Genomic DNA, 23,194 nt, shown 5'->3' with positions numbered 1-23,194 from the left:
GAATAGGAGGAAAAGCGTGACTAAGCAGTACCTTTTGGCAGGATTGCCTGACCGGAAACCAGACCCCCTGCTTGCCCTTATCAAGAAATTCGCGAGCAATGAGCGTCTCGATAAGATCGATCTCGGCGTAGGTGTATACCGGGACGGAACCGGTAGGACTCCTGTCATGGCAGCGGTCAAGTCCGCAGAGCATCATCTGTGGGAAACTCAGGACACAAAGTCCTACATCGGTCCCGAGGGTGATCCGTCATTCGTATCGCTTTTGACACACGAGGTGTTCGGCGAAGGAACGGTGACCGAAAAACTGGCTGGGGTGCAGACGCCGGGTGGAACTGCTGCCTTGCGTCTTAGCGCTGAAATCCTCGCCCATGACAAGGACCGGACCATTTGGATTGGAACACCGACCTGGGCAAACCATAATGCGATCTTCGGGACGGTTGGCTTGGGCATTAAGACATATCGCTTCTTCGATCCCCGGAGCCAGGCCGTCCATGTCGATGAGATGCTTTCTGCCTTTGAGAGCGCACAATCAGGCGACGCAATCCTACTGCATGCAAGCTGCCACAATCCGACCGGAGCAGCTATTTCGAAAGAGGCTTGGTCGGCGATTGCTGAGGTAGTCGCGCGGAAAGGCCTCATCCCGGTATTCGATAACGCCTATCAAGGTTTGGGACGCGGCTTTGTACAGGATGCCGAAGGCATGCTGACCGTGTTGAATGCAGCGGATGAGGCCATCGTGGCCATATCATGCTCCAAGTCCTTCTCGCTTTATCGTGAGCGAACCGGCGCGGCATTCGTGTTGGGCAACTCGGCAACAGACCTGAACAAAGGCGTCGCTAATTTCGCGTACCATGCGCGCGCCAGCTATTCGATGCCACCTGCTCACGGTGCGGCCATTGTGGCGGCTGTGCTTGGCGATCCGGGCCGTCGAAAGCTGTGGATCGACGAACTTGCCTCGATGCGAAGCCGGGTCTCTGAAATCAGAACAGCGCTGGCAGACCGGCTTTCCATCTACGCCCCTCGACTTTCCGCTGTCGCAGGCCAGGAAGGAATGTTTTCACTTCTCCCGGTCACGCCCGAGAACGTCACGCACCTCCGAGAGGTTCATGGCATCTACATGCCTGACTCTGGTCGCGTAAATCTCGCAGGCCTGCGTATCGAACAGGTTGATCTGGCGTCCCAGGCAATCGGTGAACTGCTGTGATGCCAACCGCCACGAGCCAGTTGCTTCACGCGTGGGCTCGTGGCGCAGGGCTCACGCACGAGTTGGCGTAAGCCTATTGATAAGCGACTGCACTCGTCACCGTTCGGCTCCTGTGACGTCGCGAAACACCGGCACAGCGAGGGTCGCACCCGCGTGTGCCAGCGTCGAGAACGGTGAAGTAGCCCACACGAAACGTTCGGAAATTCGCGTCAACACATAGGGTGGGGATGCTTCCTTCACAAACTCCCTCGCAGCATTCGCTTCTTTCGCATAATATTGCTTTGTCTAATCGACAATTCTGCTGATCCCGAGGTGAACCGCCCTACTGACCAGAATGTCGTCGATAGAAACTGTGTGGAGCCATGCCTCCTCACCGTGACAGATGAAGTCCCCGGATATCAGCACATTGGAATACAGGCGACTTACATACTGGAAGATCAAATGTCGTTCCGCTATGCCGATGAGGTCGTCGAACTGAAGCCATCCGATACCTTGGTTATTCGACGGCAGCGGCATCCATGGACGTGAAAGCCTGCGTCAGGCACCAGCCGAGTATTCGTCGTAGCCTGCGAAACTGACCTAATTTTCATGACATTAAAATATTTTCAAACGAATTGAACCGCCCGAGATGCCCCGTTATCCATTTAGCGAACGATGGAAGCACCCGCAGTATGAGCTGCGCAACCGGGACAGGGAATGAACAAGCTAATTCGGCAGCCGCCGATCATTGATGCATCCGATATCAAAAAAGTCGGCTTCATTGGACCCGAGGGGACCTGGACACATCAAGCGACACTTGAGCTCTTCAGCAACGGCCCTGGACTGGTACCCTTTAAGGATGGCCTCTTCGAGGCGTACGCATCGGGAATGGTTGACGCTATCTGTGCACCGGTTACGACCTCTCTAGTCGGGACCACTCCATATCTCGATCAAATTCTTGCTCTCCCCTCGGTTACGGTTATTGCGGAATATCCCCGTATGTTAAGCTACAGCCTGATCGCGAGCAAAGACGCCACTTTCTCGTCGATAACAAAGGTGCTCGGTCATCCCGTGGCTCTGGAAGAGGTCAGGGCTTGGATCGACGAGAACATGCCGGGAGTGGAGCGTGAGAGCCGCCTGGGCACTGTCGCTTATGTCGCCGAGGAGAATTCACCAAAGCTTGCAGCTTTCGGGCCGGGCCTGGGCGCAAAACTTTACGACCTCCAGGAACTCCGCACCGGTATCGAAGAGGGTCTCCACAACGTTACGCGTTGGTGGGTTCTTGGCAAAGATATCGCCCGGCCGACCGGCTTCGACAGAACGACGATTGTGCTTCGTAGCGACGAAGCGTCGATCAGCTCGCAGCTTGCGACCTTTTTGAATTCCGGGCTGTCCATCCTCAATATCTACGAGCGCCCTACGCGCGAACGGTTGGACATCCATCAATACGTGATTGATTTCGCCGGACACGTTGAGGCTGAACCACAGCTTGCGCAGTTAGTATCGAGGGATGATATCCGCATGTTGGGGTCCTATCCCCGAAAATACTAGCTGCCCTCCGGTAGCTACTACAAAATGCGTTGGTGGCGGCATGAAATGTCGAAGAATATTGAAAATGAGAAATTTGTGTTCATGAACGATCAATCGCGTGGACCATGGAAGAGCTTTGAAACGGTGGAATTCGCCACCATGGAATGGCCGACTGGTTCAACCACCGACGACTTCTGAAGTCCATCGCGAATACACCGCCAGCCGAAGCTGAAGAGCGGTACTACGTTGGACGAAGCAGCCGTGGCCGCATAGCTTAGGCAAAATGGCCTCCGCCAAACACGCTGCGGTTCAGTACGCAGATCAGGCCGCGCATGATTCATCATGAATGCGATCGCTTCTGAAGTGACCAGTTCCGATGCGATGACGAGGTCGCCCTCGTTCTCTCTGTGGCGTGGCCGGCGACGAGGATGATCTCACCACGACCGATAGCGGCGATTGCATCTTCAATTAGGGAAAATGCCATTTCTCTGCCTTTAAAGGGTTGGCCCCAAACCGCGCCGTACATGGATCATGACGAGCCACCACTTAGCCTTGGGCGAACAAGCATTCGAACGCTGTAGCTGCGCAGCGCCTTTGTGCGTGCTCTCTTCCATCCGGATTATACCATCGTCTCCGGCATTTTATCGGATCTGCTAACCTCCCCGGCTGCTGCCGGAAGCGCTCGCGGGTTCCGGATCTTCCCGATACCGCCGGCGGGGAATCGCTTCCCGCCCTGAGAACGATATCAGCAAAGGAGACAAATGGCGGAGTTCTCAAGCGCCCGTTCTCCCAATTGCGAATGAAGCGAGACAGACTGTCAACAGCAGCGGCCGCTGCGTGAGGAAATGTGGACTAGGAAACGCAGAAGGCATCCGCGATTGCCAGGAAGCTGGCCGCCTTCAAGCTCGCACCTCCGACAAGAGCACCACTTACATTCTCGCAGGTAATGATTTCGCGGGCGTTCTCCGCCTTGACGGATCCGCCGTAAAGCAGCCGCGTCTTCGGGCCGTGGTCGGCAAACCGTGCATCCAACCAATTCCGTATAAATTGGTGCACGCCGGCAATTTCGTCGACTGTCGGAGTCTTGCCACTCCCTATTGCCCACACTGGCTCATACGCCACGACGAAGTCGCCCTGCCCCGCCTCCGAAGGCAGAGAAGCTGTCAACTGTTCCGAGAGAACTTGGAGCGTACGCCCCTCGCGCATTTCACTTTCGGTCTCTCCGATACAAACGATCGGAGTGACCCCCGCTGACAGTGCCTGGCGGACCTTCCGGCACACAACGGCGCTGGTTTCTGATCTCAGTGTCCGTCGCTCGGAGTGACCAATGATAACCCACTTTGCCCCGCAATTGGCGAGCATGGCCGCGGAGACGTCTCCCGTGAATGCGCCTGTCTGTTCGTCGCTGCAGTCCTGTGCGCCGATTTCGAGCAGCGACGTGGCGACGCCCTCTACAGCGGAGCGAACCAAGGTCAGAGGCGGGCAGATGACCATGTCGACGAAAAGAGACAAATCCACACTTCTCGATGCCGTCTGAGCGAGTTCGTCCAGCGACGAGATCATTCCGTTCATCTTCCAATTGCCGACGAGCAGCGGCCGGACACGGTGTTCCATCTAACTAACCTCATCAATATTGTCGGAAGAGGACACGCGGAAGCACTCGGCGGTAGCCAGGTTATCTTCGAGGGTGCCCGTTTCGAGAATGAAGAATGTTGGCTGGCGAACAAGCCTCGCCAGTCCATTGGGCCGAATCCTTGAATCAGTCCTTCAAGCGTCCCACGAAGTCGCGGACAACCTTCCACGAGCGTGCCACCGACGGATGGCTCACGCGCTCCTTCGTCGAGTGCAGGTGCTGCAGTTCGGTTCCAATGCCCACAGTATCCAGTCCAGGGATGCGGTTGACGAAAAAGCCGAGCTCGAGGCTGCAGGAGGATACAAGAACTTCTGGTTCGCGACCGTGGACAGTCTTGAAAGCCGCTACGGCTGCCGGAACAGATTTCGAGTTCGGGGTCGGCGGAAACTCCGGGGCGTCCAGTCCGAACTGCTTGAACTCCGTTCTGCCGCCGGCCATCTCGGCCAGCTCACGCATGCGTTCAAAGATGTCGTGCTTTCGCGAGGACACACCCGCCGTAATCGTGCAGGTGAAAGTCAATCCGTCGTCGGTCGCACGCACGGTCCCGAGGTTGCTTGAACTCTCCACGAGTCCGTCGATGGACCTGCTCATGCTGATGACGCCATTGGGCAGAAGAGCCGCAATGCGGCCGACACGGCGGGTTGCTATCTGGGAATAGACCCGGGATGAAAGTTCTGCGTCAGTTACGCTTACCTTCAGACCCGGGTCGGCGACCAAGAACTCGCTCTTGAGCGTCGCCTCAAGCTCCTTGATAGCATCCAGAATTGCGGCTTTATCGGCTTTCTGAACGATGAGCACAAGTTCGCCATGTGCTGGGATGACGTTGTTCTGGGCCCCACCCTCAAAGCGGGCAATCCGGACGTCGTACGTCTTCGCCAGTGAGTTGAGGATGCGCGCCAGAACCACAATGCCGTTGGCTCGCTCGAGGTGGATGTCAAATTCGCAATGTCCTCCGAGCAGCCCGCCGATGCTGAGCGAGAGTGCCTGCGCGTTCGGGGGAGTGGTCACCCATTCAGCATTGACATCGATGGTGCAGGAAATGTCGCCCGCGCAACCCGCAAGGATCTGCTCGTCGGTCACCCAATTGAAGTCGACCATCCGAGTGCCCTCGAGCTGCGAGACGTCGAACTCGGATGCGCCGACCTTGCCCATCTCCTCCATGACGGTCATTACGGCTTCCAATGGAGGATGGGGAATATCCTTGGAGTCCAGTAACGCTAGGATGAAGGAGCAACCAATGCCGTTGTCAGCGCCGAGCGACGTCCGGTCCGCACGGATATAGTCGCCGTCGACAATCAGCTTGATGCCGTCCTTCGTGAAGTCGTGCTCCACGCCCGGGTCCTTCTCGCACACCATGTCCATGTGGCCGTGAAGAATGAGTGCAGGCGCGTTATCATAGCCGGGAGTGCCAGGTTTCTTGACAAGTACGTTGTACATCTTGTCCTGATACGCTTCGAGAGACCGCTCTTTAGCGAAATTCATGATGTAGTCGCTGACCTGCTTCTCGTTTTGCGAACCGCGCGGGATCGCAGAAAGAGCGGCGAAATGATTGAACACTTCCTTGGGTTCGAGCTCTTCGAAAGTAGTCATGGAAACCTCCCGTCTAGGCTTGCTATTTCACGAATTTGAGTTTGGTGCGGTCGATCGTCAGAATCACTGCAAGGATGACGACCAGGCCGTATACGATCTGCTGGTAACGCGGATCGATGCCGACCACAGAGCTGCCTACCGGGATGAGAGCGATGATCATTGATCCCACGATGACGTTGAGCGCGCTGCCGACGCCACCAGTCAGGGCCACGCCGCCACAGATCGTCGCCGCAATGGACGGCAGGAGCAGACCTACACCGAGCCCGGACGCGGAAGCGGTTCCCTGCTGCGCAGTCAGGACGATGCCAGCGAGGGCCGCGAACGCGCCGGAGATCGTGAACACCGCCACTGTCACGGCGGCGGTCGGAACTCCGGACATGATCGAGGCCCGCTCATTGAGGCCCATTGCCTTCACAAAGGTGCCGAAACGGGTCCAGCGCATCACAGCCCATGCCACGACGGCAAGCGAGAGGCCGATGAAGACGGCAGCGGAGTATCCGCCAATCTGGAAGCTGTCGAGCCAGTCGATGAATTCGCCATTTGCGGAGACGTACACAGTAGTCTCTTTTGCGATCACAAGCGAAAGCGATTGCCAGACACCGATAGCACCAAGCGTGACGGCGAACGATGGTACCTGGAAGTAGCTGATGACCACCCCATTCGCAAACCCGGCTGCCGCGCCGATGAGGATAGTGACGACGGGGGCGAATGCGCCGAGCGGCCCAAGAAGCTGGGCGACCGATACGGATGCGAGTACCGCGACCGTCGCGCTGGATAGATCGATCCGACCCAGCTGGATCACGCCGAACTGACCAAGGCCGAGCAGCAGGATCGGGATCGCCTGATAGGCCAGGATTTCGAGGCCGACCCCTCCGACGAAACTTGGCTGGAAGATCGAGATTATACTAAGCAGGATCAGCAACACGGCGAGTGGAGCGAACGCATGGAAATTTGCCGAGCCTAGCCTGGGGGTCGGCGTGTCCGTGGCTGTCTTCACGTGAGTAGCCTCCATAGTCATATCATTTTCCCCACAAGTTCGGCATGGGTCGGGATCGAACCTGAGTTGAGGTCGAACGTCGCGGTAATCTCGCCATCGCGCATCACGGTGATCGTGTCAGCCAGGGAAATCGCTTCTTCAAGGGTGTCTGCTATCAGGAGAACTGCCGCACCTTTCTCGCAAGCGGCGAAGACCTGCGTACTGACGTCCTCACGGGCACCCGGATCGATGCCTCGGGTCGGATGGTCGAGAATGAGGAGACAAAGTTGCGGATCCTCGAGCCACTTCGCAAGCACCACCTTCTGCTGGTTGCCACCGCTAAGTGATGCGATGTCGGCATCGGGAACGGGGGGACGGATATTGAGCTTCGATATCCATTCCATCGCTTTGTCCCGCCGCGCTGCCGGGTTCACGAACATGGCGGATGCGCGTTCGCCACGGTGCGTGAGTTGAAGGTTCTCGGCCACGGTCATGCCCGCAACCATGCTTTCAAGCTTCCGCTCCGAAGGAAGATATGCGATGCCGGTATTGGCGCTTCCTCGCAGGCTTGGTCGCGAAACGAACTTTCCTTTGTAACGGACGGTACCCGCGTCGAACTCTTCGGCACCGAAGACGGCGCGACAGACTTCCTCGCGGCCGGAATGGTTGGTGCCAACGAGCGCATGAATTTCACCGCTTCGCACCTTCAGCGAGATGTCAGAGAATTTACCCTTTGCGCCAAGGCCCTCGAGGTCAAGGATTACGGCGCTGTCGCCGAAGGACTTCCTGCGCTCTCGCGAGGTTGTCTCGGCGTGCCGTCCGGTCATGATGCGGAAGAGCTCGTCTTCATCCACCTCGCTGGTCAGACGCTCGCCGACGACTTCGCCGTTGCGCATGACGCAGATCCGGTCGCAGAACTTCATCACCTCGTCGAGGCGGTGCGACACAAATATGACGGACCCGATTTCCTTCAGCCTCCGAACCTCGTGCTCGAGCTGCTGGATGTCATTGTCTTCCAGAACCGAAGTCGGCTCGTCTAACACGATGATCGGCTGTACGCCGGGCTGCCTGGTAATCTGCAGGGCCTTGGCGATTTCGACCATCTGACGATCGGCGAAGGAAAGATCCTCCACTTTCGATCTCGGATCGATGTTGGAACCGATGCGCCTGAGGATGTCCGTCGCATCATCATTAATCTTGCGCCAGTTGTAGATCCCGAAACGGACCTGGCCGCCCTTGTTGCCGGACTTGGTCGCTCGCGTCGACATCAGGATGTTCTCGGCCACCGACAGGTTGACGACCAGGGATTGCTCTTGGTGGACGACCCCAATCCCAGCGGCTGCAGCTGCAGTCGGATTGCTGAAGGTCCGTTTTTGACCGGCGACGAGGATGTCTCCGGTATCGGGCTGATAGCTTCCCGAGAGGACCTTGAGAAGGCTGGATTTGCCCGCGCCGTTTTCGCCGATAAGTCCAAGCACCTCATGCGCGCGAACAATGAGGCTGACGTTGTTGAGCGCCCTCACCGGGCCGAAGCTCTTCGACACGTTGCGAAGAGAGAATGGAACTGTCCCCTGCATGGCCGATCTCCTACTTGACGATCCGCAGACGCGAACGCTGGTTGAACGCGGTGGCGACCACGGCGACCACGATGACGAGGCCCGAAACCGCACGCTGGAAGACAGGGCTCACGCCCATGAGGATGAGGCCATTGTTGATCACCACAACGAGCAGCACCCCGCAGATAGAGTTGATGACACCACCCCTGCCTCCGGAAAGCAAAGTCCCGCCGATGACGACAGCTGCGATCGTCTGGAAGAGCTGGCCACTGCCGAGGTCGACAACGCCAACGCCCAATCGGCTGCATCCGATGACGCCTGCCAGCGCACTGCAGAAGCCTGCCAGAGCAAAGACGTAGACCTTGTAGCGGTTTACCGAGACGGCGTTGAGCGACGCAATGTTCTCGTCGGCGCCGATTGCGTACGCGAACCTGCCCATCGACGTGTTGTCACTGATGAACTTCGCGACGATCATGAACACGACGGCGACGACGAAGGCGTTCGAAACGCCGAGCGGCGAGGCACTGGCCCAGGAGCGCGTCAGGTCGCCGGAAAGCTGCGGGACGGAATCCCCGAACAGAACGGTTGCGATACCAAGCCCGATGAACCAGGTGCCCAGCGACACCATGAAGGATGGAACTCGGAAGACAGTGTGGATGACCCCAGTCAACAGTCCCATCAAAGTGCCCGCTAGCAGCGCGATCAGTGGCGCCCCTATTCCAAGGTTCACATTGTTCACGCTGTTGGCTGAGAGAAGAACGAAGACCAGTGCAGCGGTCGCCATCACTCCCTCGATCGAGAGGTCGATGCATCCCATCAGAATGACGAATGACGCTCCCATCGCGAGAATGAGCGGGATCGAAGCCTGATCGGTAATGGCCCGGAAGTTCTCCCAGGTAAGGAAGGTGGATGGCCTTAGAACCGATAGGATGACGATTACAACAGCGAGAGCGACGAGAGGGCCAAGCCATTCCTTCCTCGCTTTCCTCAAGCTGTGCTTGGATCCGGCGAACACCAGAGCACCGTGGCCATTGGATATGAGATTATCGGAGTGTGACATGACTCTCTCGCCCTTCTTCAATCCGCGTTGAGGATTACTTCAGCTCAGGTCCGACGAAGCGGGCGAATAGGCCCTTGTTGATCTCTGCCATGATCTCCTCTGCAGTCGGTGCCTTGAGCTGCTGCTTGACATTCGTCTTGTCGACTCCGAACTGCGAGTAGTTGCCCGCACGTTGGTCATTGGTCAGCTTGGACACATCCAGCTTGCCGATCGCAGCTTCGTAGGCCATCGCAAGGCCCAGAGCGCCGTTGTAGTAGCCGTCGGAGGAATAGGTATCGACAAAGTTCGGGCCGCTGTCGATCAGCTTTAGAGCTTCCTCAGTGTTGTCATTGCCCGAGAACTTCACATCCCCGAGTCGGCCTGCGTCCTGGAAAGCAGCGTAGGCGCCGAGAGTCATGGAGTCGCTGGCGGCCCAGACGCCCTTGATCTCATCACCGTACTTGGTCAGCAAGGTTTTGGTGATGTCATAGGCCTTCTGGCGATCCCAACCAGCCGCCTGCGTGTCGAGGATCTTGACGTCCGGGAAATCCTTAAGCGCTTCATTCATGCCGTCGTAACGCTGCTTGGAAGGCGGGCTGTCAAGGACACCCTTGAAGGCGATGATGCCACCCTTGCCGCCCATCGCCGTGAAGAGTGCCTTGCCGGTCCACTTGCCAGCCGAGTAGCCGTCATAGGTGAGATGGGCGACGTAGTTCGGCGAAACATCCCACGGATTATAGCCTTCCGGCTTGTTCCACTGGGTCGTTATGAAGCCGCCAGAACGCGTGACCGCCTTGACGATTGCCGGGACGTCCGCACTATTGATGGGGTTGATGGTCACGACGACCTTTTTGCCCGCGGCGATCGTCGCTTGGATCTGCGCCAACTGCTGCTGGGAATCGCCGTTCGACACGATCGTCTTTAGCGGAAGGCCGACCGAGTCAGCGAACGCTTGCGAGCCCGCGGCCCACTGGAGCATATAAGGGTTAGTATTCGTCTGGATGACGGTCACAAGCTGGATCTCGCTCTTGTCGAGACCACCCGCCATCACGTCAGAATGCATCGTCATGGCCAGCGCCGCAGAACCCGCGAGAGCCAGCATCTTACGACGCGAGAGCGCACCAGCGCTGATAATAGACGTAGAACGGGACTTACCGAATTTTTTCATTTGAACTCCTCCACCTGCCCTCTGCAGTGGGACGATGTAAGACAGGCAGAATATTTTCTGCAATAAGAATAATTATTCACTGTCGTCATATCGAGAGTAGATTGGCGAGCAAAGGTACTTGACATATTCCCCCGTCGTGCAATTATTTTAATGATTGAATATTTATTCACACGAGGTTTGCATGCACCCGAACGATCTCGATCGCATCGCTGGAGAGATACGCCTCCGCGATTTGAAAGCGGTATTTGAAGCCGGAGCCGGCCATATTGGTGGGGAGATGTCTGCTATCGACATCCTGACCGCACTGTATTTTCGCGTGCTACGCGTCTTCCCACAGGAGCCGAAGCACCCTGACCGCGATCGGTTTGTGCTTTCCAAAGGCCACGTCGCCCTCGCATTATATGTCACGCTAGCGAAGCGCGGCTTTATCCCCGAGGATGAGATTTCGACTTTCTTGAAGCCGCACTCCCGCCTTAACGGCCACCCGAACTGCAACAAAGTTCCGGGCGTCGAAACGAACACTGGCCCTCTGGGCCATGGTCTTCCGGTGGCCGTCGGAATGGCCAAAGCAGCGAAGTTGACTGGAGCGAAGTACTACACATACGTCATGACCGGAGACGGCGAGATGCAGGAAGGTTCCAACTGGGAAGCAATCGCCTCCGCTGCACAATTCGGGCTCGACAATCTCACCCTGGTCATCGACCACAATCGATTCCAGCAGGGAGCATCGTTAAGTGAAACAAACAATCTCGCGCCCTTCCCCTCCAAGCTTGAGGCGTTTGGATGGGAAGTGACCGAGATCAACGGCAACGACATGGATGAGATTGTCCCTGCGCTTGAGAAGCGCGGCAATCGTCCCCACTGCATAGTCGCCCACACCAACAAGGGTCAGGGCATTTCTTTTATGCGGGACACAGTCGATTGGCACCACAAGGTGCCCAATGCCGACCAGTACAAGATCGCAGTAGCTGACCTTTCGGGGGCCATCTGATGAACGCAGTGATACCGCCCTCCAGGCTTCATGACTGCCGCGACGCCTTCGTAGGAGTTCTGGAGCGTCTGGGCGCCGAAAATCCAAAGATCGTCGCCGTCTGCAACGACTCCGTCGGCTCGTCCAAACTCGGCGGCTTCAAGTCAAAGTGGCCGGATCGTCTCGTCAACGTCGGCATCGCCGAACAGAACATGGTCGGAGTGGGCGCAGGCCTTGCCAATGGCGGCCTCCTACCGTTCGTCTGCGGCGCCGCCTGCTTCCTCACTGGCAGATCGCTTGAACAGATCAAGGCTGACATCGCTTACTCCAATGCGAACGTCAAGCTCATTGGAATCTCGTCAGGGATGGCATACGGCGAACTCGGACCAACCCATCATTCGGTTGAAGATTTCGCGTGGACAAGAGTCCTACCGAACCTGCCCGTCGTTGCACCTTGCGACTCGATCGAGACGGCTGCTGCAGTCGAGTGGGCCGCCAGCTACGAGGGGCCAGTGTTCCTGCGTCTCTCGCGTGTCGGCGTTCCGGATCTGCTTCCCGCAGACCACAAGTTCGCACTTGGGAAAGCCAACTTGCTTCGCGACGGGGATGCAATCACCCTTATCGCAAATGGCACTCTCACCCACCGCATGATGGAGGCGGCCACCATTCTTGCCGAACAGGGTATTCAGGCGCGTGTCCTCAATATGGCAACCGTCCGCCCGATCGACGTCGAGGCGGTTGTGGCGGCATCTCTGAACACTGGTGCCATCCTGACGGCGGAAGAGCATTCAACCTTTGGGGGGCTTGGCTCGGCCATTGCCGAAGTAGTGGTCGCGGAGTCGCCTGTGCCGATGAAGATGCTTGGTGTTCCCGGAATCTTTGCGCCAACAGGCTCCGCGGAATTCCTGCTGGATGAGTTCGGCATGTCTCCCAATGCCATAGCCCAAGCCGCGATAGCCTTGATTGCACGAAAGACTACTCGCGTATGATCGTGCGCGTTCAGATTTCGTGCCGGGCGCGGCAAGACCTCCCGTTTGCCGCGCCCCCTAATTTCTACGCCCGGAGCTTTCATGAATACTGCCATCCTTGCCATAGATCAGGGCACAACGAATTCTAAAGCTGTATTGGTCTCGACCGATGGGAAGATCTTGTCGCGCGGCGCTTGTGCGGTTGGTATTGAGCACCCGCAGCCGGGATGGGTTGAGCAACGTCCCGCACGCCTTTGGGAATCGGTGCTTGAAGCGATCGCAGCCTGTCTCCAGGCAATTCCCAATGTAGACGTCATCGGCGTTGCCATCTCCAATCAGCGTGAATCGGTCACCATATGGGATGCAGCGACCGGCGAAGCGCTTGGCCCCGTCGTGAGTTGGCAATGCCGCCGCACCGCCTCTGCATGCACCGAGTTGGCCTCATTGGGATATGAGGCAGGTGTACAAGCCCTCACGGGATTGCCAATCGATCCTATGTTTCCCGGACCGAAGATGAAGTGGCTGCTCGACCGAGCACCCGCGGGCCGCGACGTTCGCCTTGGCACGATCGACGCTTGGTTAATACACTGCTTTACTGACGGGTCGGTCCACGCCTGCGATTCAGCGAATGCCGCCCGAAGCCAGCTCTTCGATCTCAAGCGTCAGGCATGGAGTGACGAGCTCTGCGATCTGTTCGGCGTGACAAAGTCGGCGCTGCCTGAGGTCCAAGATAGTTCGTCGCTGTTTGGTGTCACGAAAGACGTTCCGGGCTTAAGGAATGGCATCCCAATCGCGTCCGCGATAGGCGACAGCCACGCCGCGCTTTTTGGTCACGGCGCATTTAACCCCGGTGACGGCAAGGTGACTTTCGGTACAGGATCCTCGGTCATGACGACCCTGCCTCGGTTCATTGCGCCACAGCAAGGCATTACAACCACCATCGCCTGGTCGATTGCTGGGCAGGCAACCTATGCCTTCGAAGGCAACATACTGGTTTCTGCGGCCGCTCTGCCGTGGATGGCCAACATCCTAGGAGTGGCCGATGTGCAGTCGCTGATCGAACTCGCTGAGACTGCAGAACCCGGCGGTCCGGGCTTCGTTCCCGCTTTCGTTGGCCTAGGGGCTCCTTACTGGCATTCCGACGCCCGCGCAGCGTTTACGGGCATCACTTTCAATACCAGTCGGGCGCAGATGGCACGCGCAGCAACGGACTCGATAGCGTTTCAAGTCCATGACGTCTTCAAGGCGATGTCGTCACAGTCACCCACACGTTTGGGACGGCTCTATGCGGACGGTGGTCCGAGCAAGAGCACCTTCCTCATGCAATGTGTATCCGACACGCTGAACCATGAAATCGTCCAATGCGACGCTCCGGAGGCTTCTGCGCTTGGTGCGGCCTACCTTGCCGGCATCTCTCTTGGTGTCTGGCCGGACCTCGCCGCGATCGCGGCCTTACCGCGCTCCGCCATAATTTTGTCACCGAGTCCGTCGGACACTGCCAATCGTTTGGCTATCTGGCAGGATGCAATCTATCGCTCGACCGTTCAGCCGCCTTCAATTATGAGTGAATAAAAATTCATGATTGGAGATTCACATGAGCCGCGTAAACGAGCTGCGACTGATCGCACGCATCGCGCAGATGTACTACGTCGAGGGCAAGCGTCAGCTAGAGATCGCGGAAACAATGCGGATGTCGCAAGCTACGGTCTCGCGCATGCTGAAGCGCGCGGAGCAGGAAGATATCGTCAGGACGACAGTCATTCCTCCTGCAGGCACGTTTGCGGAACTCGAGACCGCACTCCGCGAGCGATACGGCTTGACAGAAGCGATCGTGATCGACTGTTCGGAGGATCGCGATGGGGCGATCATGGCCCGGATTGGGGAGGCTGCCGCGCACTTCCTGGAGATCACACTCCAACAGGACGAGATCGTCGGAGTGTCCAGCTGGAGTCAGACCATTTTGCGTATGGTGGACAACATCCATCCGCTCAAGAATGGCAGAGCCAAATACGTCGCGCAAATTCTCGGTGGTATGGGCGACGCTTCTGTTCAAACACACGCCACGCAATTGACGGCGCGCCTTGCGCGCCTGACGGGCGGAGAGCCGCGTCTACTTCTCGTGCAAGGCATAACGTCCTCACGCGAAGCGAAGCTCGTCTTGCTCGCAGACCCGGTGGTTCGAGAGACGATGGATCTGTTCGGTCGGCTCACCCTAGCGATCGTTGGCATCGGTGCTGTAGAGCCGTCGGAACTCCTTGCCCGGTCCGGAAACACATTCTCACGCCAGGAAATGGCGATGTTGCAGGAGGCTGGTGCGGTAGGCGAAATCTCGTACCGCTTCTACGACAAGGATGGAAAGCCTGTCGAGACACCGCTGAACGACCGCGTAATCGGGATAACGCTGGAAGAACTTCGCAGGACCGATCGCGTAATGGCGCTTGCTGGCGGGGAATCGAAAACACAAGCAATCGCTGGCGCCTTGAAGCTTGGTATCATCGATCTTCTCGTAACCGACAAATTCACAGCAGCACGGCTCACGGCTTGATCCTAACCGTCGGCCTGCTGCGCATTCTGGAGGAAAGACCATGAATCGTTTCGCAGGCCAGACCGTCTTCGTGACCGGAGGCAACAAGGGCATCGGCCGAGGCATCGCAAAGCGCTTTGCCGAAGAAGGCGCCAAAGTCGCTATCGCAGCCATCGAGAAGGACACTCGCGAAGCAGCGGCAGCACTTGCCAAGGAGACGGGAGCTGAGATCATTGGTCTGGCGCTCGACGTAACCGATTCGAAGGCAGTCCGGGAAGCCTACGCCGAAGCCGAAGCCAAGCTTGGCGCGATCTCGGTGTCGGTGCAGAATGCTGGCGTAATCACTATCGCGAAGGTCGAAAACCTGAGCGAGCGTGAATGGGACCTCAACCTGGATGTTAACACGAAAGGCGTCTTCCTTTGCTGCCAAGAGGCAATCCGACGCTTCCGTGCAAGCGGGACGAAGGGACGGCTGATTAATACCGCGTCCGGACAGGCACGCCAGGGATTCATTTACACTCCGCACTACGCCGCGTCGAAGTTCGGTGTCGTCGGACTCTCGCAAAGTCTGGCAAAGGAACTCGCCCGGGAGGGCATCACGGTAAACGCCATATGCCCCGGCATCATCCACACCGAGATGTGGGACTACAATGACCGCGTCTGGGGTCAGATGCTCGGCGAATACGGTCCCGGCGAACTCATGGCCGAATGGGTTGAAGGGATCCCGATGGGGCGGGCTGGCACTCCGGCCGAGGTGGCCGCGTTGGTCTCGTTCCTTGCTTCTGCGGACGCGGCCTACATTACGGGACAGACAATCAACGTCGACGGCGGCCTGATCATGTCGTAGTCAACGCGCCCTGCCATGAAGTCACCTGGCGGGACCGCTCAATGCAACACAACGCTCGCCGCACTCCCGCTCTTTTCCGAGGCGTCCCACTGGGATCTCCTTGAGAAGATTTTCGCGGTAACAGGGCTGATCCAGCATCTCGTCCGTAAGTAGAACTCGCTCTCGTGGAACGATGGTGCGATTCCGTTTAGAGGGTGATGAAACGGAGGAAGTGCCGATTTTGGCAGAGCAAAGAACATGAGGAGGAACAATGGTCGACATTTTTGACCATTCGGGCAAGGCAGTTAAGCATGGTCGAGCTCGCGTTAATGGCATTCGAATGCATTACGTGACTTGCGGTCAGGGGGAGCCGCTGTTGCTTCTTCATGGAACGCCGAAGACTTCATATTACTGGGCGAAGCTGATGCCGCTGCTGACCGAGCATTTTACCGTTGTCGCTCCTGATCTTCGGGGATTTGGATACACCGACAAGCCTCCCGCTGAGGAGGGATATGACTCTCTAGCCAATGCCAGCGACATGGCCGAACTGATGACCCAACTAGGGTTTGACAAATTTCACGTTCATGGGGAGGATCGTGGTGCGGAATTTGCGTATGCGCTTGCCGCGACGGAGAGAGAGCGGGTTCTGACGCTTTCGTTCTGCGAGATGATGCTGTCGGGACTTGGGCTCGAGGAGCTCTCGTTTTTCACGCCCGAAAATATTACTGCACAGTACCGTCAGCAAGGTGTTTGGAACTGGCACCTGCCGTTTTTCTGGATCCCTCATGTCGCGGAAATGCTCATAACCGGGCGCGAGCGAGAGTTCTGGGAATACTGGATCAAAGCTGAGACCTGGAACCCGACGGCAATTGACGACTCGGCGATCAGCGAATGGGTGGCTCGGCTCACCGCGCCCGGCGGTCTCCGCGGCTGCCTTGAGACATATCGTGCTGGCCTCAAGAATGCGGAAATCAATCGGCGCCTTTCCAAGGAGAAACTTGATCTCCCTGTGATGACTATAGGGGCGCCTGAATTCTTTGGGCCTATGGTCCGTGAGCAAATGCTCAATGTTGCGAAAAACGTCGAGCAGTCAGAGGTATTCGAAGAGTGCGGTCACAGTTTGGCGTGGGAAGCCGAGCATCGATTGGCGAAAAGTCTACGCGATTTCATGCTGAAGAACCGGTGATCGAACGAACGACAGAATTTGGTCTTAAGAGCGGGAGCACGCAACTTCAAGAGGGTACAACACATTAGCATTCCTAAAGGGATGTATTGAGAAATGCGATCGTGTCTTGGAGAGATATGGGCCTGGTAAATTGGAAGGCGATAAGCTGCATCGATTTTTATGCAGTTAAACGGAATCGAACCCACCGCCCACAGTGGATAACATTAGTCAGCAGCAAATCTACTGAAAATTCCTGGATTTCACCTTCAGCGTATCGATATGAAGATCCGGCGTGAACAGATCCCTGGCCCGAATGCCGGGCGGCGCCTTTTCGCGCGAATCCGGGCTGCCGGGTGAGCCATGCGCGAACTCATCGCCGCGGCCGGTCGGCGGATGGAACGCACCGTGGCGCCCGGCCAGCCCAGACAGATCAGCCGAGAGATCGAAGAGCTGCTGGGCGACCAAGTGCACCACCTCGCCTTCTCGCTGGATCCTGCCGTTGATCGCCATCATGCTGGCGCCGAGCACCACACGTTTCGACCGTTCGAAGAGCTTTGGCCAGACGACGACATTGGCAATGCCGGTTTCATCCTCGATGGTGATGAACATCACGCCCTTCGCCGAACCGGGGCGCTGGCGCACCAGCACCAGGCCGGCCGCCATCAGCCACCGACCATTACGAGCGGACATCGCTTCCGTGCAGGTGACGATCTGACGTTCCGTCAGTTCTCGACGAAGGAAGCTGAGGGGATGCGCGCGCAACGTCAGCCCTATATGCCCGTAATCGAGGACGACGTTATGTCCCTGTGTCATCTGCCGGAGTTCGACGTTCGGTTCCTGTTGCTCGGCGATCGTCCTTGCTTCGCGCTGGGCGGCAGCCGCAAAAAGCGGTAGAGGCTCATCTCTTAACGCCTTGATTGACCAGAGCGCATCGCGACGCTCTAATCTAAGGGACGGTCGGAACGCGTCTGCTTCGGCCAGTTCAACCAATGATGCACTTGGAACGCCTGATCGCCGCCACATGTCATCAACGCCATCGAATGGCTGATCGGTTCGGGCTGCAACAATGCGGGCCGCGTCGGCAGTTGCCAGCCCTCGGACCATACGCATACCAAGTCGGACCGCGTGTCGGTCGGTGCCGTCGATAGGCTCGAGCGTGCAGTCCCAGCGTGACCGGTTGATACACACCGGCCGAACCTCGACACCATGCTCGCGGGCATCCCGGACGATTTGCGCCGGCGCATAAAAACCCATCGGCTGCGAGTTCAACAGCGCCGCACAGAAGACGTCCGGAAAATGGCATTTCACGTAGTTGGAGGCATAGGCGATCAGCGCGAAGGAGGCCGCGTGGCTTTCGGGGAAGCCATAAGAGCCGAACCCTTCGAGCTGTCCGAATGTCTTTTCGGCGAATTCCGGCGAATAGCCGTTCCGGATCATCCCCGAGACCAGCTTTTCCTTGAAGCGTGAAACGCCACCGGTGAACTTGAATGTCGCCATGGATTTGCGGAGCTGGTCGGCCTCTCCGCCGGTGAAGCCCGCACAGACCATCGCCACCTTCATCGCCGACTCCTGAAACAGCGGCACGCCCAGCGTCTTGTGGAGGACCGCCTCCAGTTCAGGCGTCGGATATTCGACCTTCTCCTTGCCCTCTCGCCGGCGAAGATAGGGATGCACCATATCACCCTGGATCGGGCCGGGACGGACGATCGCCACCTGGATGACGAGATCGTAGAAGGTCTTCGGCTTCATGCGTGGCAGCATCGACATCTGCGCGCGGCTCTCGATCTGGAAAGTCCCGAGCGTATCGGCCTTGCGGATCACCGCATAGGTCGCGGGGTCCTCCTGCGGGATGGTGGCGAGGTCGATGGCCTGGTGCTTGTGCTCGTTGATCAGCGCAAAGGCCTTGGCCATGCAGGTCAGCATGCCGAGCGCCAAGACATCGACCTTCATCATTTTGAGCGCTTCGACGTCGTCCTTGTCCCATTCGATCACCTGGCGGTCGACCATCGCTGCCGGTTCGATCGGCACGAGATGATCGAGCCTGTCATGCGTCAGGACGAATCCGCCCGGGTGCTGGCCAAGATGACGCGGCGCTCCCATCAGCTGCTGCGCGAGTGTAAGCGTCAAAGCGAGACGCCGATCATCAGGATTGAGGCCGAGGCCACGCACCTGGCTCTCCCCGACCGTTTCCGACCAGGACCAGATGCCGGAGGAAAGCGCCTTAATCAGATCATCGGGGAGGCCGAGCGCCTTGCCGACATCGCGAATGGCGCCCTTGGCGCGGTAGCGGGTGACCGTCGAGCAAAGTGCCGCCTTGTCATGGCCGTAGGTCTTGTAGATCCACTGGATCACCTCCTCGCGCCTCTCATGCTCGAAATCGACATCGATATCGGGCGGCTCGTCACGCTCCTGTGAGACGAAGCGCTCGAACAGGAGATCATTGGTTTCCGGGTCGATCGAGGTGATGCCGAGAACATAGCAGACGGCAGAATTTGCGGCCGATCCCCTGCCCTGGCAGAGAATGCCCTGCGATCGGGCGTAGCGGACGATGGAGAAGACCGTCAAAAAATAGGGGGCGTATTTCATCGTCTCGATCAGGGTCAGTTCATGACGGATCGTCTTTTCGACATGCGCAGGCAACCCCTCGGGATACCGAGTTTTCACGCCTTCCCAAGTGTAGTGCTCCAGCGACTGTTGCGCCGTCATGCCCGGTATCAGCGCTTCCTCGGGATATTGATAGACCAGCTCTTCCAAGGAGAACCTGCAGCGCTCGACGATTTCCATCGTGCGTACCAGTGCTTCCGGGTAACGGGGAAAGAGCCGCGCCATTTCTTCCGGCGGCTTCAGATAGCGGTCCGCGTGCCGCTCACGCTCGAAGCCGACATCGTCGATCGTGGAGCCGGTGCGGATGCAGGTGACGACATCCTGCAGCTGCCGCCGGCCGGGCTCATGAAACAGCACGTCATTGGTGACGACGGTCTTCACCCGGTGTTTTACCGCGAGGTTCGAGAGCCCGTGTAGGCGTAGCTGATCGTTGGGCCGCCGGCGCAGGCAGAGCGAGACATAGGCGCGGTCGCTAAAAATCTCGGCCATCTTCCTGAGTTGCACGGCGCAGATCTCGTCCGGTATGTCCGGAACCAGGATGCCGATCAGGCCTTCCGAATAAAGCGCCACGTCATCGAGATGCAGGATGCAGTTGGCCTTCCCGCCCCTGCCCTTGCCCAAGGTCAGAAGCCGCGTCAGCCGCGAGTAGGCGGCACGATCGGTGGGATAGACGAGGATTGACATGCCGTCGGCCAGATCGAGCCGGCAGCCGACGACCAGCCGCAGACTGGTGGCGCGCGACGCCTCCAGCGCCCGGACGATACCTGCCAGGCTGTTGCGGTCGACAATGCCGAGCGCGTCGATGCCCATGACTTTGGCGGTCGCGAACAGTTCTTCCGCTGAGCTGGCGCCCCTCAGGAACGAAAAATGCGTGGTGACCTGCAGCTCGGCATAGCGCATCAGGCAAACACCCCATGCAGAAACCATTTGTGCGATCCGGTGTCCGCGTCGACGCCGTCGCCCGACCGGAAAACCCAGAAGCGCTCGCCGACATCGTCCTCGACGACGAAGTAGTCGCGGACGGCGATCCACTCGGAGCTTCGTTGCCACCATTCCCCAAAAATTCGTTCCGGTCCGTCGGCGCGCGTCACCCGACGCCGCTTGCCGCGCCAGGTGAAGGAGACCGGCGGATGATCGGGCATAAGCGCAATCACCTCGATCGCTTCCGGTCGCGCCAAAAGCCGGGAAGGCCTCGGCCAATGGAGCGGCCAGGTGGCGCCGACCTCGTCGGCCGTCGGTGCAATCCGCTCAACGCTGCGCTCCGGAACGTCGCTTGCAACCGGCGCAACCCGGAAAATCCGCTGGCCGCCGCGATTACCAAGCACATCGATGAGCGGCGCCACATCGGTGACCTGCTCTTCGATCAGGGTGGAGGCCGACTGCACATTGAAGAGCGGTTCGACAAGGACGGCGGCCAGGCTCAATTTCTCGATCCCGAAGCCGGGCTCGATCTTCTCGATGCGATCACGGAAGAGTTTTGTCAGCCAGGCGATATCGCGAACCGGCTTGGCCGTGCCCGCCCGCAGCGACTGAAGCGTGTTATCGACGCGGTGGACGATCAGGTCGGCGCGCCGCACGCCTAGCCCCTTCTTCTCGAGCTCGAGACAGAGCTGCCGCACGAGGCGGGTGATGTATTTCTCGATCGTTTCCGGCGCGCCGATCGGTTCAGCAAAGGATTTTTGGACCTCGATCAGATCTGCCGGCCGGATCGGATCGATCGGCTCGGCGAGGCGTCCGAACATCTGGTCAAGTCGCCGTCCGACCTCCGACCCGAAGCGTAGCGTCAGCGGTGCGCGCGGCGTCGCCGCAAGATCGCCGACGGTGGCAAAACCGAGAGTGCGCAGGCTCGCGACGGTCTCGGCCGGCAGCCGCAGCGATGAAAGCGGCAACTGGTTCACCGCCTTGGCTGTCTTGCCATGCGGAATGACGATCGTCTCGCGATCCGTGGTGCGGGCGAGCGCATGCGCGGCACCCCATGTGTCGGCGATCGCCGCTCGCGCAAGGAGACCGCGGCCGCGGAACCGGTTGACGAGGCCGGAGAGCATGAGCTCCTCGCCTCCCTGAAGATGGTCGGCGCCTTCGGTGTCCATGACGATGCCATCGGGAGGGTCCATGGCGACGATCGGAGAATATTGCGACATGGCCCAGAGCGTCAGCCGTTCGAGCGCCGCGAGGTCTGCCGCCGGATCGGCATCGATCATCATCAGGCCCTGAACCAGCGCCTGCGCCTTGGCGGCGGGCACGCCGACACGAAGGCCGAGTTTAAGCGCTGCACGATCGGCCGCTGCGACCCAGCGCTTCGAGCCGCTCCTGGCGATCACCACGAGGGGCGTGTCAGGAGAGAGCGAAGGATCGGCGCGCCTGATCCTGTCGGTCGGCAGCGTCGGAAGAAAGACAGATACGACCCTGGCCATCACATGCTCCGATAATGAATTCTCCTCCCTCTCCTGCTCTCACCCGCATCAGTTCCGCCAGCCAGCGCGCCCGGCCGACGCCCGGCACGGGGAGTGGCTCGGACGGCAGTACCGAGATCCGCCACCGGGTTGCCGCAGCCGTTGGCATGCCGAAGTCCGAGGCTTCCGTCTGGCGCCGCCAGCGACGGATCACCAGACCCAACGTTCCCGACTTTTCCGCCGCAAGCTGCAGCCGGCGCGACGCCGTCATCGGCAGGCGCACCAGTTCGGCGACGACGGCGCCGAGGCCACCATAACGCAAGGCCTCTTCGAAGCTTGCCAGCACCGTCTCTTCCTTTTCGCATTCGACAAAGATGACGCGATCCGGATGAAGCCCGACCTGGGCGAGTGCCGGAAAGAACAGATCGAAGCGAGAGAGGCACCAGACCACCTTGCCGGTGGTGCGCGCTGCGATGCCGCCAATGAATAGCGCCGCTGCCGCCCCGTCGATCGCGCCGTTTCCGCCGCCGGCGACTTCGTGCAGCGCGCCATAGGCGAGACCTCCGCCCGGCAGCTGCGCGTCGATCTCGCCAACACCGAATGGCAGGACCATTCGACGACGCAAGCCCGTCCCTTCCAGGCTGGCGATTTTCTCGCGCAACTCGTCGAGAACAGCATTCGAAGTGGCGGCGGCTGTAGTCATGATCTCCTTACGGCAACCCGTTTTTCGACTTGAGATGTGAGAATATGTTCTTTATTTGTTCTCATGAGGGAAACGAGTCAATGCGCCACGTAACGCGCCGAAGTTGAGCGCGGCAGCTGACGAGTGATTCGGTGAATGGATTCAAATCGATGGCAGGAATGGGAATTTTTTCGCATGGTTCGGCCGGAGCCTGTGAACGATCTGGATCCGAGACTGAGGGATCACCATGAGCCGCTCATTGAATTCATCTGCCGCCTGTGCGATCGCCGGTGCACAGTTGAGCGCAAGCTGCTGGTAAAAACGTTTGGGACCGGTGTGAGCTTCGCGGTGATCCGCCGGCGTCTCGCGATGGGCTGCTGGCGAATG

At 58.7% G+C, this 23,194-nt stretch carries 17 protein-coding genes, 1 pseudogene and 1 riboswitch; of the genes and pseudogenes, 9 read left to right on the top strand and 9 right to left on the bottom strand.

Features of this window, described 5'->3' with window-relative positions; genetic code table 11:
* Window positions 1-16: 16 nt before the first annotated feature.
* From AAE029_RS21370 to AAE029_RS21360, 3 genes and pseudogenes are all read left to right on the top strand, one after another.
* Window positions 17-1,204 (top strand): aromatic amino acid transaminase, encoded by a 1,188-nt coding sequence (locus AAE029_RS21370; RefSeq protein WP_371074906.1) that lies wholly within the window; start codon window positions 17-19, stop codon window positions 1,202-1,204.
* Window positions 1,205-1,900: 696 nt separating this feature from the next.
* On the top strand, window positions 1,901-2,734 hold the full coding sequence (locus AAE029_RS21365) for a prephenate dehydratase (RefSeq protein ID WP_371074905.1): 834 nt from the start codon (window positions 1,901-1,903) through the stop codon (window positions 2,732-2,734).
* Window positions 2,735-2,830: 96 nt separating this feature from the next.
* Window positions 2,831-2,986, top strand: a pseudogene (locus AAE029_RS21360) (IS3 family transposase); the annotation flags it as partial.
* A gap of 325 nt (window positions 2,987-3,311) precedes the next feature.
* Window positions 3,312-3,458: riboswitch (FMN riboswitch) on the bottom strand.
* Window positions 3,459-3,565: 107 nt separating this feature from the next.
* Here AAE029_RS21360 and tpiA read toward each other — a convergent pair.
* From tpiA to AAE029_RS21330, 6 genes are all read right to left on the bottom strand, one after another.
* Window positions 3,566-4,327, bottom strand: coding sequence for a triose-phosphate isomerase (gene tpiA / locus AAE029_RS21355; RefSeq protein ID WP_371074904.1), 762 nt, complete (start codon window positions 4,325-4,327; stop codon window positions 3,566-3,568).
* Window positions 4,328-4,472: 145 nt separating this feature from the next.
* Entirely contained in the window at window positions 4,473-5,936 is a 1,464-nt protein-coding gene (gene pepD, locus AAE029_RS21350) for a beta-Ala-His dipeptidase (protein ID WP_371074903.1), read from the bottom strand.
* Between the two features lie 22 nt (window positions 5,937-5,958).
* Window positions 5,959-6,933 (bottom strand): ABC transporter permease, encoded by a 975-nt coding sequence (locus tag AAE029_RS21345; RefSeq protein WP_371074902.1) that lies wholly within the window; start codon window positions 6,931-6,933, stop codon window positions 5,959-5,961.
* Between the two features lie 17 nt (window positions 6,934-6,950).
* Complete coding sequence (locus tag AAE029_RS21340) at window positions 6,951-8,489, bottom strand: sugar ABC transporter ATP-binding protein (protein WP_371074901.1); 1,539 nt, start codon at window positions 8,487-8,489, stop codon at window positions 6,951-6,953.
* 10 nt (window positions 8,490-8,499) lie between these two features.
* Entirely contained in the window at window positions 8,500-9,528 is a 1,029-nt protein-coding gene (locus AAE029_RS21335) for an ABC transporter permease (protein ID WP_371074900.1), read from the bottom strand.
* A 34-nt stretch (window positions 9,529-9,562) separates the two neighbouring features.
* On the bottom strand, window positions 9,563-10,675 hold the full coding sequence (locus AAE029_RS21330) for a sugar ABC transporter substrate-binding protein (RefSeq protein WP_371074899.1): 1,113 nt from the start codon (window positions 10,673-10,675) through the stop codon (window positions 9,563-9,565).
* 181 nt (window positions 10,676-10,856) lie between these two features.
* Here AAE029_RS21330 and AAE029_RS21325 point away from each other — a divergent pair, with 181 nt between their 5' ends.
* From AAE029_RS21325 to AAE029_RS21300, 6 genes are all read left to right on the top strand, one after another.
* Window positions 10,857-11,666, top strand: coding sequence for a transketolase (locus tag AAE029_RS21325; RefSeq protein ID WP_371074898.1), 810 nt, complete (start codon window positions 10,857-10,859; stop codon window positions 11,664-11,666).
* The gene (locus AAE029_RS21320; RefSeq protein ID WP_371074897.1) at window positions 11,666-12,634 is read left to right on the top strand and encodes a transketolase family protein; all 969 of its coding nucleotides are present in this window, start codon (window positions 11,666-11,668) and stop codon (window positions 12,632-12,634) included. The genes AAE029_RS21325 and AAE029_RS21320 overlap by 1 nt, the downstream gene beginning before the upstream one ends.
* An 81-nt stretch (window positions 12,635-12,715) precedes the next feature.
* Window positions 12,716-14,185, top strand: coding sequence for an FGGY family carbohydrate kinase (locus AAE029_RS21315; RefSeq protein WP_371074896.1), 1,470 nt, complete (start codon window positions 12,716-12,718; stop codon window positions 14,183-14,185).
* Between the two features lie 22 nt (window positions 14,186-14,207).
* A complete protein-coding gene (locus AAE029_RS21310) occupies window positions 14,208-15,158 on the top strand; it encodes a sugar-binding transcriptional regulator (protein WP_371074895.1) in 951 nt (316 codons plus the stop codon).
* Between the two features lie 40 nt (window positions 15,159-15,198).
* Window positions 15,199-15,984, top strand: a complete 786-nt coding sequence (locus AAE029_RS21305) for an SDR family oxidoreductase (protein ID WP_371074894.1) — start codon at window positions 15,199-15,201, stop codon at window positions 15,982-15,984.
* Between the two features lie 250 nt (window positions 15,985-16,234).
* Complete coding sequence (locus tag AAE029_RS21300; protein ID WP_371074893.1) at window positions 16,235-17,149, top strand: alpha/beta hydrolase; 915 nt, start codon at window positions 16,235-16,237, stop codon at window positions 17,147-17,149.
* 219 nt (window positions 17,150-17,368) lie between these two features.
* Here AAE029_RS21300 and AAE029_RS21295 read toward each other — a convergent pair whose 3' ends face one another.
* Genes AAE029_RS21295 through AAE029_RS21285 form a run of 3 tightly spaced genes read right to left on the bottom strand, consistent with a single transcriptional unit; the run spans window position 17,369 to window position 22,828 of the window.
* A complete protein-coding gene (locus AAE029_RS21295) occupies window positions 17,369-20,632 on the bottom strand; it encodes an error-prone DNA polymerase (RefSeq protein WP_371075048.1) in 3,264 nt (1,087 codons plus the stop codon).
* The gene (locus AAE029_RS21290; protein ID WP_371074892.1) at window positions 20,632-22,146 is read right to left on the bottom strand and encodes a DNA polymerase Y family protein; all 1,515 of its coding nucleotides are present in this window, start codon (window positions 22,144-22,146) and stop codon (window positions 20,632-20,634) included. Before AAE029_RS21290 ends, AAE029_RS21295 begins: the two co-directional genes overlap by 1 nt.
* Window positions 22,067-22,828 carry an ImuA family protein gene (locus AAE029_RS21285; protein WP_371074891.1) on the bottom strand — a complete coding sequence of 254 codons (762 nt, stop codon included), beginning with the start codon at window positions 22,826-22,828 and terminating at the stop codon, window positions 22,067-22,069. Before AAE029_RS21285 ends, AAE029_RS21290 begins: the two co-directional genes overlap by 80 nt.
* Between the last annotated feature and the right edge of the window lie 366 nt (window positions 22,829-23,194).

The organism is Sinorhizobium sp. CB7 (assembly GCF_041357635.1).
Taxonomy (GTDB): Bacteria; Pseudomonadota; Alphaproteobacteria; order Rhizobiales; family Rhizobiaceae; genus Rhizobium.
This window is presented reverse-complemented; position numbering and strand designations above follow the sequence as displayed.

Excerpts from the sequence above, each read along its gene's own strand:
- AAE029_RS21365 (WP_371074905.1), top strand. The coding sequence starts at position 1,901 with ATGAACAAGCTAATTCGGCAGCCGCCGATCATTGATGCATCCGATATC.
- tpiA (WP_371074904.1), bottom strand. The coding sequence starts at position 4,327 with ATGGAACACCGTGTCCGGCCGCTGCTCGTCGGCAATTGGAAGATGAAC.
- pepD (WP_371074903.1), bottom strand. The coding sequence starts at position 5,936 with ATGACTACTTTCGAAGAGCTCGAACCCAAGGAAGTGTTCAATCATTTC.
- AAE029_RS21340 (WP_371074901.1), bottom strand. The coding sequence starts at position 8,489 with ATGCAGGGGACAGTTCCATTCTCTCTTCGCAACGTGTCGAAGAGCTTC.
- AAE029_RS21335 (WP_371074900.1), bottom strand. The coding sequence starts at position 9,528 with ATGTCACACTCCGATAATCTCATATCCAATGGCCACGGTGCTCTGGTG.
- AAE029_RS21330 (WP_371074899.1), bottom strand. The coding sequence starts at position 10,675 with ATGAAAAAATTCGGTAAGTCCCGTTCTACGTCTATTATCAGCGCTGGT.
- AAE029_RS21325 (WP_371074898.1), top strand. The coding sequence starts at position 10,857 with ATGCACCCGAACGATCTCGATCGCATCGCTGGAGAGATACGCCTCCGC.
- AAE029_RS21320 (WP_371074897.1), top strand. The coding sequence starts at position 11,666 with ATGAACGCAGTGATACCGCCCTCCAGGCTTCATGACTGCCGCGACGCC.
- AAE029_RS21315 (WP_371074896.1), top strand. The coding sequence starts at position 12,716 with ATGAATACTGCCATCCTTGCCATAGATCAGGGCACAACGAATTCTAAA.
- AAE029_RS21310 (WP_371074895.1), top strand. The coding sequence starts at position 14,208 with ATGAGCCGCGTAAACGAGCTGCGACTGATCGCACGCATCGCGCAGATG.
- AAE029_RS21305 (WP_371074894.1), top strand. The coding sequence starts at position 15,199 with ATGAATCGTTTCGCAGGCCAGACCGTCTTCGTGACCGGAGGCAACAAG.
- AAE029_RS21300 (WP_371074893.1), top strand. The coding sequence starts at position 16,235 with ATGGTCGACATTTTTGACCATTCGGGCAAGGCAGTTAAGCATGGTCGA.
- AAE029_RS21295 (WP_371075048.1), bottom strand. The coding sequence starts at position 20,632 with ATGCGCTATGCCGAGCTGCAGGTCACCACGCATTTTTCGTTCCTGAGG.
- AAE029_RS21290 (WP_371074892.1), bottom strand. The coding sequence starts at position 22,146 with ATGGCCAGGGTCGTATCTGTCTTTCTTCCGACGCTGCCGACCGACAGG.
- AAE029_RS21285 (WP_371074891.1), bottom strand. The coding sequence starts at position 22,828 with ATGACTACAGCCGCCGCCACTTCGAATGCTGTTCTCGACGAGTTGCGC.